The 14,562-nt window shown below is 45.7% G+C and carries 18 protein-coding genes; 7 read left to right on the top strand and 11 right to left on the bottom strand.

Features of this window, described 5'->3' with window-relative positions:
* Nucleotides 1–63: 63 nt before the first annotated feature.
* The 3 genes from ACP26N_RS01925 to ACP26N_RS01915 are packed head-to-tail and all read right to left on the bottom strand — an operon-like array spanning nt 64 to nt 4,137.
* Nucleotides 64–1,935 (bottom strand): ABC transporter ATP-binding protein, encoded by a 1,872-nt coding sequence (locus tag ACP26N_RS01925; protein WP_131973350.1) that lies wholly within the window; start codon nt 1,933–1,935, stop codon nt 64–66.
* Nucleotides 1,932–3,656 (bottom strand): ABC transporter ATP-binding protein, encoded by a 1,725-nt coding sequence (locus tag ACP26N_RS01920; protein WP_426354610.1) that lies wholly within the window; start codon nt 3,654–3,656, stop codon nt 1,932–1,934. Before ACP26N_RS01920 ends, ACP26N_RS01925 begins: the two co-directional genes overlap by 4 nt.
* Nucleotides 3,649–4,137, bottom strand: a complete 489-nt coding sequence (locus tag ACP26N_RS01915; protein ID WP_426354609.1) for a MarR family winged helix-turn-helix transcriptional regulator — start codon at nt 4,135–4,137, stop codon at nt 3,649–3,651. The genes ACP26N_RS01920 and ACP26N_RS01915 overlap by 8 nt, the downstream gene beginning before the upstream one ends.
* Before the next feature lie 177 nt (nt 4,138–4,314).
* Between ACP26N_RS01915 and ACP26N_RS01910 the strand changes: the two genes are divergently transcribed.
* Nucleotides 4,315–4,962, top strand: coding sequence for a class I SAM-dependent methyltransferase (locus ACP26N_RS01910; protein WP_426354607.1), 648 nt, complete (start codon nt 4,315–4,317; stop codon nt 4,960–4,962).
* Between the two features lie 44 nt (nt 4,963–5,006).
* On the opposite strand, the gene ACP26N_RS01905 is transcribed toward ACP26N_RS01910, so the two are convergent.
* Complete coding sequence (locus ACP26N_RS01905; RefSeq protein ID WP_214855556.1) at nt 5,007–5,876, bottom strand: cation diffusion facilitator family transporter; 870 nt, start codon at nt 5,874–5,876, stop codon at nt 5,007–5,009.
* 301 nt (nt 5,877–6,177) lie between these two features.
* Between ACP26N_RS01905 and ACP26N_RS01900 the strand changes: the two genes are divergently transcribed.
* A complete protein-coding gene (locus tag ACP26N_RS01900) occupies nt 6,178–6,501 on the top strand; it encodes a thioredoxin family protein (RefSeq protein WP_012369239.1) in 324 nt (107 codons plus the stop codon).
* A 46-nt stretch (nt 6,502–6,547) separates the two neighbouring features.
* On the opposite strand, the gene ACP26N_RS01895 is transcribed toward ACP26N_RS01900, so the two are convergent.
* From ACP26N_RS01895 to ACP26N_RS01880, 4 genes are all read right to left on the bottom strand, one after another.
* Complete coding sequence (locus tag ACP26N_RS01895; protein ID WP_114597016.1) at nt 6,548–6,847, bottom strand: excalibur calcium-binding domain-containing protein; 300 nt, start codon at nt 6,845–6,847, stop codon at nt 6,548–6,550.
* A gap of 211 nt (nt 6,848–7,058) precedes the next feature.
* Complete coding sequence (locus ACP26N_RS01890) at nt 7,059–7,532, bottom strand: hypothetical protein (RefSeq protein ID WP_426354604.1); 474 nt, start codon at nt 7,530–7,532, stop codon at nt 7,059–7,061.
* A gap of 155 nt (nt 7,533–7,687) precedes the next feature.
* Nucleotides 7,688–8,089: a carbohydrate binding domain-containing protein gene (locus ACP26N_RS01885; protein WP_426355380.1), complete on the bottom strand. Its 402-nt coding sequence runs from the start codon at nt 8,087–8,089 to the stop codon at nt 7,688–7,690.
* Between the two features lie 23 nt (nt 8,090–8,112).
* Nucleotides 8,113–8,439 (bottom strand): hypothetical protein, encoded by a 327-nt coding sequence (locus ACP26N_RS01880; RefSeq protein ID WP_426354602.1) that lies wholly within the window; start codon nt 8,437–8,439, stop codon nt 8,113–8,115.
* A 91-nt stretch (nt 8,440–8,530) separates the two neighbouring features.
* On the opposite strand from ACP26N_RS01880, the gene tnpB reads away from it, so the two are divergent.
* Nucleotides 8,531–9,703 carry an IS200/IS605 family element RNA-guided endonuclease TnpB gene (tnpB, locus tag ACP26N_RS01875; protein WP_426354600.1) on the top strand — a complete coding sequence of 391 codons (1,173 nt, stop codon included), beginning with the start codon at nt 8,531–8,533 and terminating at the stop codon, nt 9,701–9,703.
* A 71-nt stretch (nt 9,704–9,774) separates the two neighbouring features.
* Here the strand turns inward: tnpB and ACP26N_RS01870 are convergent, their stop codons facing one another.
* The 3 genes from ACP26N_RS01870 to ACP26N_RS01860 all read right to left on the bottom strand — a co-directional run bounded on the left by ACP26N_RS01870 (nt 9,775) and on the right by ACP26N_RS01860 (nt 11,345).
* Nucleotides 9,775–9,924, bottom strand: a complete 150-nt coding sequence (locus tag ACP26N_RS01870) for a hypothetical protein (RefSeq protein ID WP_312846456.1) — start codon at nt 9,922–9,924, stop codon at nt 9,775–9,777.
* A gap of 80 nt (nt 9,925–10,004) precedes the next feature.
* Nucleotides 10,005–10,127: a hypothetical protein gene (locus ACP26N_RS01865; RefSeq protein ID WP_426354599.1), complete on the bottom strand. Its 123-nt coding sequence runs from the start codon at nt 10,125–10,127 to the stop codon at nt 10,005–10,007.
* 204 nt (nt 10,128–10,331) lie between these two features.
* A complete protein-coding gene (locus tag ACP26N_RS01860; protein WP_131973356.1) occupies nt 10,332–11,345 on the bottom strand; it encodes a LacI family DNA-binding transcriptional regulator in 1,014 nt (337 codons plus the stop codon).
* 212 nt (nt 11,346–11,557) lie between these two features.
* Here ACP26N_RS01860 and ACP26N_RS01855 point away from each other — a divergent pair, with 212 nt between their 5' ends.
* The 4 genes from ACP26N_RS01855 (at nt 11,558) to ACP26N_RS01840 (ending at nt 14,520) form a co-directional block, all read left to right on the top strand.
* Nucleotides 11,558–11,986, top strand: a complete 429-nt coding sequence (locus tag ACP26N_RS01855) for a VOC family protein (protein ID WP_426354597.1) — start codon at nt 11,558–11,560, stop codon at nt 11,984–11,986.
* A gap of 93 nt (nt 11,987–12,079) precedes the next feature.
* The gene (gene mntA, locus ACP26N_RS01850) at nt 12,080–12,481 is read left to right on the top strand and encodes a type VII toxin-antitoxin system MntA family adenylyltransferase antitoxin (RefSeq protein ID WP_426354596.1); all 402 of its coding nucleotides are present in this window, start codon (nt 12,080–12,082) and stop codon (nt 12,479–12,481) included.
* A 1-nt stretch (nt 12,482) separates the two neighbouring features.
* Nucleotides 12,483–12,890 (top strand): type VII toxin-antitoxin system HepT family RNase toxin, encoded by a 408-nt coding sequence (gene hepT / locus ACP26N_RS01845; RefSeq protein ID WP_071499451.1) that lies wholly within the window; start codon nt 12,483–12,485, stop codon nt 12,888–12,890.
* A 415-nt stretch (nt 12,891–13,305) separates the two neighbouring features.
* Nucleotides 13,306–14,520, top strand: a complete 1,215-nt coding sequence (locus ACP26N_RS01840; protein ID WP_426354594.1) for a hypothetical protein — start codon at nt 13,306–13,308, stop codon at nt 14,518–14,520.
* The last annotated feature ends 42 nt before the right edge of the window (nt 14,521–14,562 follow it).

The raw sequence follows: 14,562 nt of genomic DNA, 5'->3' as shown, positions 1-14,562 counted from the left end.
ATTTTTTAGTATTCCGCCGTCATGGTTTCGCCGACGTACCGAAATAATTTGACCGCGTCCATCTTAAACGACTTCTTTTTCCGAGAACTGACTGTTGTAAAGATCGGCATAAAAGCCGTTCGCTTCGAGCAAGGCTTCATGTGTGCCCTGTTCAATGACCCGCCCTTGATCCATGACCAAAATCAAATCGGCATCTTTAATCGTCGACAGACGGTGGGCGATGACGAAACTTGTCCGCCCTTCCATCAAACGTTTCATCGCCTGTTGAATAAAGATTTCCGTCCGCGTATCGACACTTGACGTGGCTTCATCGAGAATCATGATCGGTGGATCGGCGAGGACCGCCCGGGCAATCGTCAACAGTTGCTTTTGCCCTTGCGAGATGTTCGACGCTTCTTCGTTCAGGACGGTATCGTAGCCGTCCGGCAATGTCCGGATGAAGTGATCCGCATGGGCTGTTTTCGCGGCTTCGACGATGTCGTCTTCTGTTGCCCCGGTTTTTCCGTACGCGAGATTGTCACGGATCGTACCGTTAAAGAGCCACGTATCCTGCAGGACCATGCCGAACGTCGTCCGTAAATCTTCGCGTGACATCTTCCGTGTATCGATCCCGTCAATCCGAATGACACCACGATTCAACTCGTAAAAGCGCATCAACAGATTGATCAGTGTCGTTTTACCGGCACCGGTCGGACCGACGATCGCAACCGTCTGACCCGGTTTGACGTCGATGTTCATGTCTTCAATCAACAGCTGTTCGCCGTAACCGAAGTCGACATGCTCGAACGCAACGGCTCCGTCGGCTTTCGTCAAGTGATGCGTCGTTACTTCCTTGACTTCCTCTTCTTCATCCAACAACTCAAAGACCCGCTCGGCAGCGGCGACCGTCGACTGAACGATGTTCGCGATATTGGCCGTTTGTGTGATCGGTTGTGTGAACTGGCGTGTATAGGTGATGAACGCTTGAATATCTCCGATCGAGATGCTGCGCTGGGTGACTAAAATCCCGCCGACGACACTGATCAGGACATAGCTGATGTTCCCGATGAACATCATCATCGGCATGATGATTCCGGAAATGAACTGCGCTTTTCGTCCCGCTTCATATAATTCTTCATTAACGGTATCAAACTGTTCGACCGCTCTGCGTTCATGACCAAACGCTTTGACGACCGGATGCCCCGTATACATCTCTTCGACATGACCATTCAGTTGTCCGAGTGTCCGTTGTTGATCGGCAAAGTATTTTTGCGACCGTTTCAAAATCGGACGAATCGCGAAAATCGAGATCGGTAACGAGACGAGCGAGATCAACGTCAACAGCGGACTGATCGTCAGCATCATGATTAAGATCCCGACAATCGTCACGATTGACGTGATGAATGACGTCACACTTTGTTGTAACGTACTCCCGATCGTATCGATGTCATTCGTGACCCGGCTGAGTGTTTCCCCGTTCGGACGGCCGTCATAATACTTGAGCGGTAAACGTTCAAGCTTCTGATTGACATCTTCCCGTAAATCATAGACGGTTTTTTGCGCAATCCCGGACATCAGATACTGTTGCAGGTAACTGAACAGACTGCTGATGACATACAGTCCGGCGAGTAACAGCAAAATCTGTCCGATTTTCGTAAAGTCGATTGCTGCTCCCGGTACCCCCTGAAACTTGGCATATGCTCCTTCAAATAGTTCCGTAATTGCCGTTCCCATGATTTTCGGTCCGGCAATCATAAAGATCGTACTGAGAATGGCTGCGACAAAAACCGCTATGAGAGCGTTCCGGCGTGGTTTCAGATAGCCGAGCAACCGTCGGAACGTCGCTTTAAAGTTTTTTGGTTTTTCGCCCATCATCATCATGTTCCCTCCGCCGGGACCACCACCCGGGCCACCTGGAGGACCGCCGGCAGGTCGTTTCGTATTACTGGTACTCATGCGATTTCCTCCTCTGACAGTTGGGATTTGACGATTTCCTGATAGACTTCGTTTGTTTCATAGAGTTCATCATGCGTTCCGATGCCGGCAATCCGACCTTCTTCGAGGACGATGATTTGATCGGCGTCCATGACTGTGCTGACGCGTTGGGCGACAATCAGAACGGTCGCGTCCTCGGTTTCCTGCTTTAGGGCTTTGCGTAAGGTTGCATCCGTTTTAAAGTCAAGCGCCGAGAAGCTGTCGTCAAAGACATAGATGTCGGGTTTGCGGACAAGCGCCCGGGCAATCGACAAACGTTGTTTTTGACCACCGGATACGTTTGATCCCCCTTGTTCAATCATTGAGTCATACCGGTCTGGCATCCGTTCAATAAAATCTGTCGCTTGAGCGACGTGCGCCGCATGCCGGATTTCTTCGTCCGTCGCGTCCTCTTTCCCGAACCGGATGTTATCCGCAATCGTTCCCGTGAACAGCAACGCTTTTTGCGGGACAAAGCCGATTTTCGAACGTAATTCTTCTTGCGGAACGGCTTGGCTGTCGACACCGTTAACTTGGATGCTGCCATCCGTCACGTCATAAAACCGCGGAATCAAATTGACGAGCGTTGATTTCCCGGAACCGGTCCCGCCGATGACGGCCGTAATTTCTCCCGGTCGGGCAGTAAAACTGATATCCGATAAGACCGGTGCCTCGGCTCCCGGATAGCTGAACGTCACCCGGTCAAAGACGAGCGTGCCGCGTTCTTTATCCGCAGAAGCGGTTCCGGCGTCGACCATCGTCGGCTCCATCTCGAGGACTTCATTAATCCGTTTCGCCGAGACCGCCGCCCGGGGAATCATGACGAACATGACGGACGCCATGACGAGGGCAAACATGATTTGCATGACGTATTGAATGAACGCCATCAAATCTCCGATCTGCATCCCGCCGTTGTTAATCCGGATACCACCGAACCAGATGACACCAACAACCGTCAAGTTCATCACGAGCATCATGACCGGCATCAAAAAGGCCATGATTTTATTGACCTTGATCGAGACATCCGTTAAATCCGCATTCGCTTTTGTTAACCGCACTTTCTCCTGGGATTCCCGGTTAAAGGCCCGGATGACACGAATCCCGGTCAGGTTTTCCCGTAAAACGAGATTCAAGCGGTCAAGCCGTTTTTGGACTTGGCCGAACAACGGGACTCCTTTCCAGAGAATCAACAGAATCGAGACAACCAACACCGGCATCGCCGCAACGATGACAAGTGATAATTTAGCATCTTTCGAGACCGCCATGATCAGTCCACCGACGAACATGATCGGCGCACTGACGACCATCCGGAGCATCATGATGACGACCTGCTGAACTTGGGTGATATCATTTGTCGTCCGTGTGATCAATGAAGCCGTTCCGACTTGATCAAACTCCTGTAAGGTAAAGCGTTCGACGTGGTTAAAGACTTTTCGGCGGATATCGCGTCCAAGTCCCATCGCGGCTTTCGAGGAATAATAACTGGCAGCAATCGCCGCGAGTGCGCCAAGTCCGGTAATCCCGAGCATGACAGCCCCGATTTTCCAAATGTACGCCGTATCCCCTGTCACGACCCCTTTGTCAATGATGTCGGCCATCAAAGTCGGTAAGTATAAATCCGACATCGACTGGGCGAAGACCAGGATCAAGACGGCCAAGACTGCCCATTTATAGGTGGTCAGATTTTTGAGTAACTTAATCATCTGTACAGCCTCCGTTTCCTGGTGCCAAAATTTCTTTTAGTCCTTCTGCGATCTGCGCATGCGTCTGCAACATCTGCTCAAAGACGGCAGGATCGATTTGATCGAGGACGTGCTCGAGCCGTTGTTGCATACCGGCTTCCTGCCGTTTGATCGTCTCGACGAATTGCCGTCCGTGATCACTTAAACGTAAGACGACTTCCCGTCGGTTGTCCGGATTCGTTTCCCGGATGACCCACTCCGCTTGCACCAACCCTTCTATCGATTGACTGAGGGTGCTTTTCGGTAAGTGCGTATGCGCGGCAAGTTCCTTTTGTGTGATTGGACTTCTTGGGGCAATCGTCATCAAGCTGTGAAATTGTGGTAAACTGAGTCCATTTTCCTGCGCTGTCTGATGCGCCGCGCGGACAAGATGACGCTGCACATTCCAAAACGACTGCATCATGGCCGTTGAACGAACCGGCTCTTTTTGCTCTGTTTCCATCCTTCCACCTCCGTGTTCCATTTTGAATTGTTCCATATCGAACGATTATCTATGTAAACTAAATTACGCCCATTTAGACTGAATGTCAACGCAGAAACAATGTGAAACTGCACATATTTACAACGAGGACATGATTCATCTCACGTATAATGAAAGAGACATAAAATTGAGAGAATCGTGAGGAAGGAGCGGATCATTATCATTGCATCCATTAAACGTCTAATTGATCAGCAATACGCACATCCGACAGGACGGTTCGGAACCTATATCGGGGAAAAGATGGTCAGGCAACACCAACCTGAAACAGAATGGACGATTAATTTGTTGGCTGTTCAAAAAGAGGACAGCATTTTGGAATTAGGTTGCGGTGCAGGTTATGCCATCGAACGACTTGTACATCAAACAGACGCAAAGCAGATTACCGGTATCGATTCTTCTTCTGCTATGTTGCGGTCGGTACAAAAAAGAAACAAAGAGGCGATCCAATCCAATCGGGTCGATGTGCTGTATGGCGATTTAAATCAATTGGCGTTTCAAAAGGAACAGTTCGATAAAGTATTTACCATACACACACTCTATTTTTGGGAAAACATCTCCGGCACCTTGGCTGCTCTCTATCACGCATTAAAACCAGGGGGTCATTTAGTCATCACGTTCTGTGACGGTAAAAATGATGTCATGTGGACGGGCGTGAGAGATCTAGTCCAAGACGAACTCCTGCCCGCGGCAAAAAAGCACGGATTTTCCGATATCGCATTGGTCGAAGGTCCCGTCTCAAGGCAATTCCATACCGTTGCAGTGAGGGGTTATAAACCTTCCAATTAAAAAAAGGAACGGTCGTCAGAAGACGAGCGTTCCTTTTATCTGTTTCATTCCGGCTCAACATGGACATGAATATCGTAGACACCATATTCATCCGTCAGCGTATCTTCGACTTTCGTCGCGATATCATGGGCTTGATGGACGTTCAATTGCGAGTTGACGAGAATCACGACATCAACGACTTCATTATTCCCATAATTCCGTCCCTTGATCGACTTGATTCCTTTGACACCCTCTAAATCAAAAATCACATCTTCATACATCTTCAGCTTCTGTTCATCAAATCCATCCGACAATTCGTGGGACGCTTCCGAGAAGATATCCCAAGCCGTTTTACAGATCAGGAATCCGACGACGATTGCCGTCACCGTATCCAGCCACGGCATCCCGAACTGGGAACCGATAATCCCGATCGTCGTCCCGATACTGACCCAGGCATCGGATAAGTTATCTTTTGCAGCCGCCATGACCGCTTTACTGTTAATTTTCCGTGACAGGCTTCGATTGTAACGATAGACGAAATACATCACAACGGCGGAACCGATTCCGACGTAAGCCGCGACGATGTCCGGTGACTCCTGTTTTCCTTCGAATAACGTCGAAACGGTATCGATCAAGACCTGTAATCCGACGGCCATCATAATGAAGGAAGCGACCATCGAGGCAATCGTCTCACTTTTCCAGTGTCCGTATTTATGGTTGTCATCTGCCGGACGTCTTGAAATTCGTAACCCGATCAAGACGGCAATCGACGCGATGATATCGGTCGTATTGTTTAAACCATCCGCCCGTAAGGCCGCTGAATCCGCCGTGTAGCCGACAATCAATTTAACAATTGATAAAACAATATAGGCAATGATGCTAATGATCGCACCACGCTCACCAAGCTTTAAATTATCATATTTTTGCTGATCCATTTCTGTCGCCCCCACTCGCTCTGTCAATTAGCAAACCTCATCGTAACAGGTCAAAATCAAGTGGGTCTATAGAAATCATTTTGCTTAAAACTAGTTAATTAACAAAAGACCAATAGTGTTTCCTGAAGGCAAATGATATTTTATTGTGGATTGGTGCTTCTTGTGCAATTTGCGCATACTTTAGGTATTTTCTTCTACAACATTTTTGCAGAACCCGGACCTTCTTCAATCATAATCCGTGCATCTTGCGTCTGGAATCAGTAGACTAAAGATACACACCAACAACAGGGGGAACTAATACATGAGTAACTACATTAAGAGTGAAGATACATTCAAAGAGTTAATCGCAAGCGAAACACCGGTCATCATCAAGTTCGAAGCCGACTGGTGCCCAGACTGTAAACGGATGGACTACTTCATGCCGGATGTCGAATCACAATTCAGCGAACTGCCGATCTATACAATCGACAAAGATGAATTCCCGGAAATCGCATCAGACAACGTCGTCATGGGTATTCCAAGCTTACTCGTCTTCCAAAATAACGAGAAACTGGGTCACTTGCACAGTGCCAACGCAAAAACACCGGAAGAAGTCACAGACTTCCTCAAGAAAAACTTCAACTAAACAGACGAAGACCCGCTTTCCGAAAAAATCGGAAGCGGGTCTTTTTTTAACGTTCGCAGGCGATACCGTCTTTGTCACGGTCGCTTTTCGTATTAAGTTTGTACGTTGCTAAGCTGACATAGGCTTTGTATTTCGTTTCTTTATAGATAGCTTTCCCTTTTTTGTCGTATCCTGTCCGGTTTTTAAGTCCAGCTTTCTTCGAAACGCCGCCTTTGTACTTCTTCTGCATCTCTGTACAGTTCTTGAATGCCTTCGCTTTTGTTGCCGCATGGCTTTCAGCTGAAGTCACGCTGATCAAAGAAAGGCTGAGTACACCTGTCATGATGAGTTTTACTGCTTTGTTCATGTCTATTCCTCCTCAATTTTAAAATTCCAAATTTTAGTGATAATTTGATTATAGAGGATTTTTTTAGAATATGTTTTGAATTTTTGATTTTTACAGGGATGATTTGTCAGACAGTTTCTGTGAACCAAAAAAAGATCCATCGCTTCGCGACAGACCTCCCTTAAAGTAAAGATTCGGTTGAATGATCTCGTTTATGCAAAATAAATAACGATCAGTACCACAACCGCTTCGCCTCTAATTTTTTGGATCGGACACTTACGCCAATCGCCAGCACGATATAGGAAAACCCGGCAAACATCGCAAAGTGTCCGTACGGAACATCAAACCAGGCATTGAACCCAAACAACGGGACGGTAAACAAATAGTAAAACGGATATTGAATGCCGGAGACGAGATCAAACCAAAGGTCCCCTAACCAGTACCGCTCAAAGAACGTGACTAAATAGACCACGGTGCCGGCAACAAACCCGAAGCTTAGATAATAGAACACAAACAAAAGCGTCTTTTCTTCGCGTACGAGCATTACCGAACCAATCAAAAAGACCAGCCAGACAAGCGAAGACACGCTTTGAAGCAGACCAATCGTACCGTCGGGATGAATACTCGCCGGCCAGGCATTGATACCGATCGTCGCAAGCAAAAGCACGACAAATAAAACGATATACTGTTTTGTCGAACGAACCATGGTTGTGTTCCTCCTAAGTATGAAATTGTATTAGTGTCATATTCTCTTAATTGGTTTTAAATCCCTTTTAATACAAAAAACAAAGCATCCAGGTTCTCCCTGTACATCAAAACGAGGGTAGTCTTGGATGCTTTTATTCTTGATTCCGTGTTCTCTTACTTCAGTTCTAACTTCACATCATCAATCGTCACGTCATGTGCCGCGAACGGTGAACCGGCTGCTTTCCCAAGCAGGAATTTCAGTCCGGCTGTATCATCCTGACCGAGCGTAAAGTCAAACTGATATGTTTTTGCTTCCGTGCCCAGTTCGACGATTTCACTGAAGTAACGTGTATACGCTGCGTTTTCCACGGTCACTTCAAGTGGCCGGGCGACCGTTGACGATGCCTTAAACGTTAGTTGGTACGTCTGCCCTTTGACAAGCTGTAAGTTGCCTTGCTCAAGCAAAACGCTCCATGGTTCCTGTCCTTCTGATGCGATGGCGAGCTTCGCGGCGTCATTGACCGTTGAGACGACCGCTTGCGCGTCATAATGGACGTATGAACTCCAGAAGTTCAGTCCGTCCGAGAACGAACCGTTTTTCAGCGGCGACCGGTCGACTTCGTCAGCTTGACTTGCAGTTCTTTGATTCGTTCCCCTTTCGTTTTAAAACGCAGGACATACTGATGGTTTTCTTTTGGCTGGACACCTTGTTGTGTCAAAGTCGCGGCCTGTCCTTTTGCCGGATTGGTCTTGAACGTAAAGTCACGTGTCACCGGGTCGACCGGTTCACGGTAGTCGCGGTTCGTCAAATCATAGACCCGGACATAATCGACAGCATACGTATGCCATTGTTCAAGCTGTCCGCTGTCCGGGAAGTGGTAGTCCTTACCGGTGTATTTATTAAAATCAGGTAAGGATACTCTCACTTCTAAGCGTTAAGGGCGAAGCCCAAATGAAAGCGGGAGATGAATCACCAGCTTTCATTTCGGGTATATTCTCTTTAAGGAGGTGAAAATCATGTTGAAATACAAGGCTTACAAATTTAGAATATACCCGACAAAAGAGCAAAAAATTCTGATTGCCAAAACGATTGGTTGTTCACGCTTCGTCTTCAACCACTTCTTAGCGAAGTGGGAAGAAACCTACAAAGCGACAGGGAAAGGACTATCTTATGGTTCTTGTTCCAAAGAAATTCCGATGTTAAAGGAAGCGTTCGACTGGTTGAAGGAAGTAGACAGCACTTCCGTGCAAACTAGCGTCAAGCATCTGGCTGATGCGTATGATCGCTTCTTCAAGAAACAGAACGAACGACCTCGATTCAAGTCGAAGCGAAAACCTGTTCAATCCTACAAGACGAATATCCAAGGAAAGTCTCAACTTCCTGAAATCTCGATTCATGCAAGCAGACTCAAACTTCCTAAGCTCAAATGGGTTCGTTTCGCCCACTCCAAGCAGGTCGAAGGACGCATTTTGAACGCCACCATACGCCGCAATGCTTCAGGAAAATACTTCGTCTCCCTGCTCGTCGAGCAGGAGATCAACGAAATGCCGAAGACGGGCTCATCCGTCGGAGTCGACGTCGGACTCAAGAACTTTGCCATCCTGTCGGACGGCACGGTGTACAAGAACGACCGTTGCTTCCGCACGCTCGAGAAGAGACTAGTGCGTGAACAACGTAAGTTGTCCCGTCGTCAGCTCATCGCTTTGAACAAGAAAGTCACGCTTTCCGAGGCGAGGAACTATCAAAAACAAAAGCGGAAGGTCGCCCGTATCCACGAGAAGATTGCAAACAAGCGGACCGATTTCCTGCACAAGGTTTCGACCGAAATCGTCAAAAACCACTACATCATCGGCATCGAGACCTTGCAGGTGAAGAACATGCAGCAGAACCGCAAGTTAAGCAAGTCCATCTCTGAGGTCAGTTGGTCGGAGTTCTTCCGTATGATCGAGTACAAGGCAGATTGGTACGGGAAGACCGTCGTGAAGGTCGGGAATACGTTCGCCTCGAGCCAACTCTGCTCCAGTTGCGGTCATCAAAACAAAGACGTGAAACATCTTGGTTTGCGTGAGTGGACATGCCCGAGTTGCGGGGTCCATCACGACCGTGATGTGAACGCAGGACTGAATCTCAAACAAGAGGCCGAGCGTATCTTGGCTTCTTCAACCGTCGGGACGACGGGGTTAGCCTGATCAAATTTCGATCGATAGGTCGGATAAATCAGGAATCTTCCACATCTAAGCACAGCGTAGGTGGAGGTAGTTCAATCTTTGACGGCACCAGCTGAGATGCTGCTGACGATGTATTTCGATAGAAACAAGAAAGCCATCATAATCGGTACGGCGAAAATCGCGATCCCAAGATAAAACGAGCCGAGATTTTCTGCGACTTGTGATTCTTTAAGGAAGCCCATCAAGACCAGTAATGTGTATTTTTTTCGGTGAGAAAAACAGGACGAGCGGCATGATGTAGTTCTTCCACGAACCGATGAATTTAAAGATCGACATTGTGGCGATTGCCGCCGCTCGTTTTTTCCTCTTCGCCGCCTGAACATCCTGCTAAAACGTTTGCTGTTAATGCGCCGATTGTTAATATGCTGACAAACTTCTTTTTCATGTCATCCCATCCTTGTCTGGTTTTAGTAGCCCCCTAAGTAAGCGGTCTCATTTATTATTCAAAAAATATCGAAAGCGCTTTCGAAAATGGTCTGAAAAAAGTTCCGAAAGCCCTTTCGGAAACGTGCAAAAAATATAGTATGGATTTCGAAACCGCTCTCGCGTTTTCTCGAAGACAACCTGCGAGAGCGATTTCGAAAAAGTATTATGCTTTGACAGGTCCCGTCGACTGGCGGACGATCAAGTCGACCGGAATGATATCCGTCGTCATGACCCGCTTTTTGTTGACAATTTGTTCAATCAAAAGGTTTGCTGCATGTTGCCCGATCGTATCCGTATCTTGCCGGACCGTCGTCAGCTTCGGTGTAATGAACTTGGCCAGTTCGATGTCATCATAGCCGACAATCGAAAGATCTTCCGGAATCCGTAAACCGGCTTCATGAATCGCGTCGATTGCACCGATGGCCATTTGGTCACCTGCAACAAAAACAGCCGTTGGTCGTTCCGGCAGTGCGAGTAACTCTTGCATCGCCTGTTTTCCTTCTTCAACCGAAAAGAATCCTCCGCTGACGATATATCCGTCAGGAATCGGTAATCCTAAACGTCCCATTGCTTGTTTGTACCCTTCGATTCGTGCCGATCCTGCGTCAGTCGTCGGATCCCCCGCGATATGGGCGATTAGTCGATGACCGAGCTGGTGTAAGTGATTGACGGCAAGTTCGCCGCCGGTCAGATTATCCGAGAAGACGACACTGCAATCCGTACTGTCCATATCAACGACAACGATTGGAATCGTACTTTGAATCAATTCCTGAACATGTTGATCCATTTGATCGGAACAGATGACGACGATGCCGTCGACCGCCCGGTGCCGGAAATGCTCGAGGTAACTCATGTCCCGATTGCGTAAATTCCTTGAAGCGAAGATTAAGTCATAACCTTGTTGCTCTGTTGCTTTTCGGAAACTTTCGATGATTGCGTTAAAGAACGGATGCATCATCCCGACGCCGTGTGCTTCCGAGAACATGACGCCGATTGTCCAGGACCGTTTCGTCGAGAGAGACTGGGCATGGGCGTTTGGTAAGTAGCCCATATCGGCTGCTGCCTGAACGATTTTTGCTTTTGTCTTCTCACTGACATCGGAATAGTTATTTAAGGCTTTTGAGACCGTCGTGATCGAAAAACCGGTTATTTTCGCTAAATCATAAATTGTACCCATGTAACCACTCCATTTCAACGAAAGCGCTTTCGATAAATTTAGTATAGACTGCGATTTGGAAAGATACAACCATTTTTTTAGAATTTAATTAGAATTCGCAAAATAAATGATATCGCTTTCATTATTTATCTCAGAAACCTTCAAATAAGAACAAACGTTTGGTATAATATAAACATCAGTTAGCTGTGTTTAAAATGGAGAGGAGCATTACTATGCCGATTACCCCTTATTTGGTCTTCAACGGTAATACTCGTGAAGCGATTCATTATTATGCCAAAGTCTTCGGCCAGGACATCCCCGAAATCATGGAGTTTGGTCCCGGCAACGGTCCCGACGGTCAACCGTTTGAAAAAGACGTCCAGTCGCTTGTCCTGCATTCGCAATTGATTGTTCACGGCACACGAGTCATGTTTTCTGATGCCATGCCACATGATCCGGTGACGATCGGACAGAATGTCACGCTGGCCCTTCATCTGCCGGACGTCCAAATCATTCATGAGACATTCGATAAGCTCGCGCAAGACGGCAACGTCATCATGCCGATTCAAAAAACGTTTTGGAGTGAAGCCTACGGTATTGTCGAAGATCCGTTTGGTGTGCAATGGCAACTTAATCACGAGGTGAGTGAAGTGACGGCTTAAAACCATGAACTCCCGAGACCTCAGGGAGTTCATTTTTAGTCTGTTTTCTTCATGGTACAATGATATCAAAAGGACTCAAAGGAGCGAACATTCATGATATCAATGACGTTGAAACAACAACTCGTTCAAACGATTAATGCACATGTCAATGCTCATTTCATTATCTTGTTTGGCTCCGGTGCTACAGGCAATATGACAGAGGACAGCGATTTAGATATCGCTTATTTGAGTGAGAAAACACTTTCGTCTTACGATCGCTTTCTCTTGGCTGGAAAATTGGCGAGAATAGCTGGACGTGAAGTTGATCTTGTGGATATCAAACAAATCGATACGATTTTTACGATGCAGATTTTCACAGAGGGTCAGGTCATCGACTGTCAAAATCAAAATGAACTGACGCGACAACAAATACGAGCATATAGTATGTACGCAGCTTTTGCCGAAGAACGTGCTCCAATCGTGAAAGCCATCAAAGATCAAGGGAGTGTTTTTTAGTATGAATGATGTGTTGTTGAATAAAATAACAACGATTGAACGATGCCTACGAAGGATACACGATGTCTACGAGAATGAACCAGGTAATATAAAAGATTATACAAAACAAGATAGCATCATTTTAAACATTCAACGAGCATGTGAAGCAAGTATCGATATCGCTATGCACCTGGTACGAACACGAAAACTCGGATTACCCAAATCAAGCCGTGATGGCTTCCAGCTACTTGAGGAAGCACACCTCATCGACTCATCACTCTCAACTAGTCTCATGAACATGGTCGGTTTTCGTAATATTGCCGTCCATGATTATCAATCACTTAATTTAGACATCCTTCAAGCGATTTTAGATCAACATCTCAACGATTTTCTGAAGTTCACGCGAATCGTCATTCAATTAGAAGATTAACTATTTACAAATATTTTTATTAAAAAGGCGACTCCAAATGATGGAATCGCCTTTTCGTTAGTCTTTGATCGATACACTGAGAACGAAGAGGAATTGATTAATTCCTTAAGCCACATTCTTCTTTATTAGAAGCTTAGTAACAATAAAAATGCAACCGGACTTCGCTTAGAAAATATTAGTCTTAATTTTAAGCCTCTTCTTTTGGCCACTCAAAATCCATTTCAAAGAAAGAAATTTTATTCTCTTCCATATTAAGCGAACTTTTCCATCCCATTTCGCTCAATAAGGTTTTTATATAATCACTTTTAATTATAAAATGATTTATTTTTTATAATTAAATCGGTTGTTTTTAGTAAAATACGGGGAAATATTACTAATGGTTCTTCGCTGTTTTCCGTATAGAAAGGAGATTAGCATGCAGTACCTAGTTCAGATTTTGCATTCCATATCTTTAGCGATTCTCGTTGCCACTATCATTTATCGCCTGCAAGTCGTCAAAAGTGAGCGACCTCCTGAAAAATTGCCTGACGCGAATCTTTTAGTCTGGTTAAGTAGCCTTCTATTTCTAACATCACTCTTGAATAGTTATGTCCTCTATCGTCAAAACGGTCAATTCGAAATCATACTGCTTCCTTTCTTATTTTTAACAATTTTCTGTTTGTCTTTATGGATTTTTTACTGTCTCTATAAATATTCGAAACGCCGTCTCTACCGACAGATTGTCATCCCTGTAGCCATTTTATTTCTTCTGTACTTACTAACGGCATTCTCGACTCTGTTTCATTTTGAAAATGTATTCTATATCGTACTCTGCATTGGTATCATTAGCGTTTTTGTCGGCGGATTGTTTTTATTAAAACACCCCTCCTATCAAGATTTACCTCGTATTTGGAAATATGCATTACCTTTTGGAATCTTATTCATAGTAGTTTCATATGAAGTTATTTCATCTGTTCCTCCTGCAACGAACTCAGAATCAACCGTAGCTCCCGCTTCTACCAATACTGATGCCGACACTGAAAATGAAACAGTTTCTGAAGAACCTGTCGAGGAACCTATCATAGAAGAGACAGAAGATGAACCTGTACAAGAAACTTCAGACGATACAGCAGAAGCCCCAGAAGAAAAAGTCTATGATCAAACTAAAAAGTACTACGCTTCCTATACCCCGGTAAACCTTCAAAATGTTAATGAAAAAATCGAACTTGCTCCAAACTTCTTTTATGAAATCAATCAAATTGAAGTTGGTGAAGTCACTGCCTATGAACCATTCGTAAAGAAATTCATGTTTGATGCCGAACCTACCTCTGTTTTGAAAGTATCTGTGACTGTTCAAAATGATACCCCACAAGACTACTACTATTCTTTTGCTAGTACATTTATCAACAATAGAACAAATGAGTATAGTCCCGTCGGAAAGTTTACGTTAAATCGAAGCTACGATCCAAACACGGACCTTCCACTCCTTCGCTCAGGTACGAAAGATCGAGGTAGCTACTATGTTTTCATGGAGGAAGCTGCAGATACTCTCGATTCATTTGATCTTCTGATTGGTTTACCGACCGATCCAGCTACAGGTAACCCTGTTGATTCTTCTGCCGATACTGAAGTCACACTCTCCCTGGATTGACTTTTCGAACTTTACTTCGGAAAGTCTTTTTTCTACTCCCTA

Source organism: Exiguobacterium sp. R-39, assembly GCF_049942815.1.
Lineage (GTDB): Bacteria > Bacillota > Bacilli > Exiguobacteriales > Exiguobacteriaceae > Exiguobacterium_A.
This window is presented reverse-complemented; position numbering and strand designations above follow the sequence as displayed.

Excerpts from the sequence above, each read along its gene's own strand:
- ACP26N_RS01925 (WP_131973350.1), bottom strand. The coding sequence starts at position 1,935 with ATGAGTACCAGTAATACGAAACGACCTGCCGGCGGTCCTCCAGGTGGC.
- ACP26N_RS01920 (WP_426354610.1), bottom strand. The coding sequence starts at position 3,656 with ATGATTAAGTTACTCAAAAATCTGACCACCTATAAATGGGCAGTCTTG.
- ACP26N_RS01915 (WP_426354609.1), bottom strand. The coding sequence starts at position 4,137 with ATGGAAACAGAGCAAAAAGAGCCGGTTCGTTCAACGGCCATGATGCAG.
- ACP26N_RS01905 (WP_214855556.1), bottom strand. The coding sequence starts at position 5,876 with ATGGATCAGCAAAAATATGATAATTTAAAGCTTGGTGAGCGTGGTGCG.
- ACP26N_RS01900 (WP_012369239.1), top strand. The coding sequence starts at position 6,178 with ATGAGTAACTACATTAAGAGTGAAGATACATTCAAAGAGTTAATCGCA.
- ACP26N_RS01895 (WP_114597016.1), bottom strand. The coding sequence starts at position 6,847 with ATGAACAAAGCAGTAAAACTCATCATGACAGGTGTACTCAGCCTTTCT.
- ACP26N_RS01890 (WP_426354604.1), bottom strand. The coding sequence starts at position 7,532 with ATGGTTCGTTCGACAAAACAGTATATCGTTTTATTTGTCGTGCTTTTG.
- tnpB (WP_426354600.1), top strand. The coding sequence starts at position 8,531 with ATGTTGAAATACAAGGCTTACAAATTTAGAATATACCCGACAAAAGAG.
- ACP26N_RS01870 (WP_312846456.1), bottom strand. The coding sequence starts at position 9,924 with ATGGGCTTCCTTAAAGAATCACAAGTCGCAGAAAATCTCGGCTCGTTT.
- ACP26N_RS01865 (WP_426354599.1), bottom strand. The coding sequence starts at position 10,127 with ATGAAAAAGAAGTTTGTCAGCATATTAACAATCGGCGCATTAACAGCA.
- ACP26N_RS01860 (WP_131973356.1), bottom strand. The coding sequence starts at position 11,345 with ATGGGTACAATTTATGATTTAGCGAAAATAACCGGTTTTTCGATCACG.
- ACP26N_RS01855 (WP_426354597.1), top strand. The coding sequence starts at position 11,558 with ATGCCGATTACCCCTTATTTGGTCTTCAACGGTAATACTCGTGAAGCG.
- mntA (WP_426354596.1), top strand. The coding sequence starts at position 12,080 with ATGATATCAATGACGTTGAAACAACAACTCGTTCAAACGATTAATGCA.
- hepT (WP_071499451.1), top strand. The coding sequence starts at position 12,483 with ATGAATGATGTGTTGTTGAATAAAATAACAACGATTGAACGATGCCTA.
- ACP26N_RS01840 (WP_426354594.1), top strand. The coding sequence starts at position 13,306 with ATGCAGTACCTAGTTCAGATTTTGCATTCCATATCTTTAGCGATTCTC.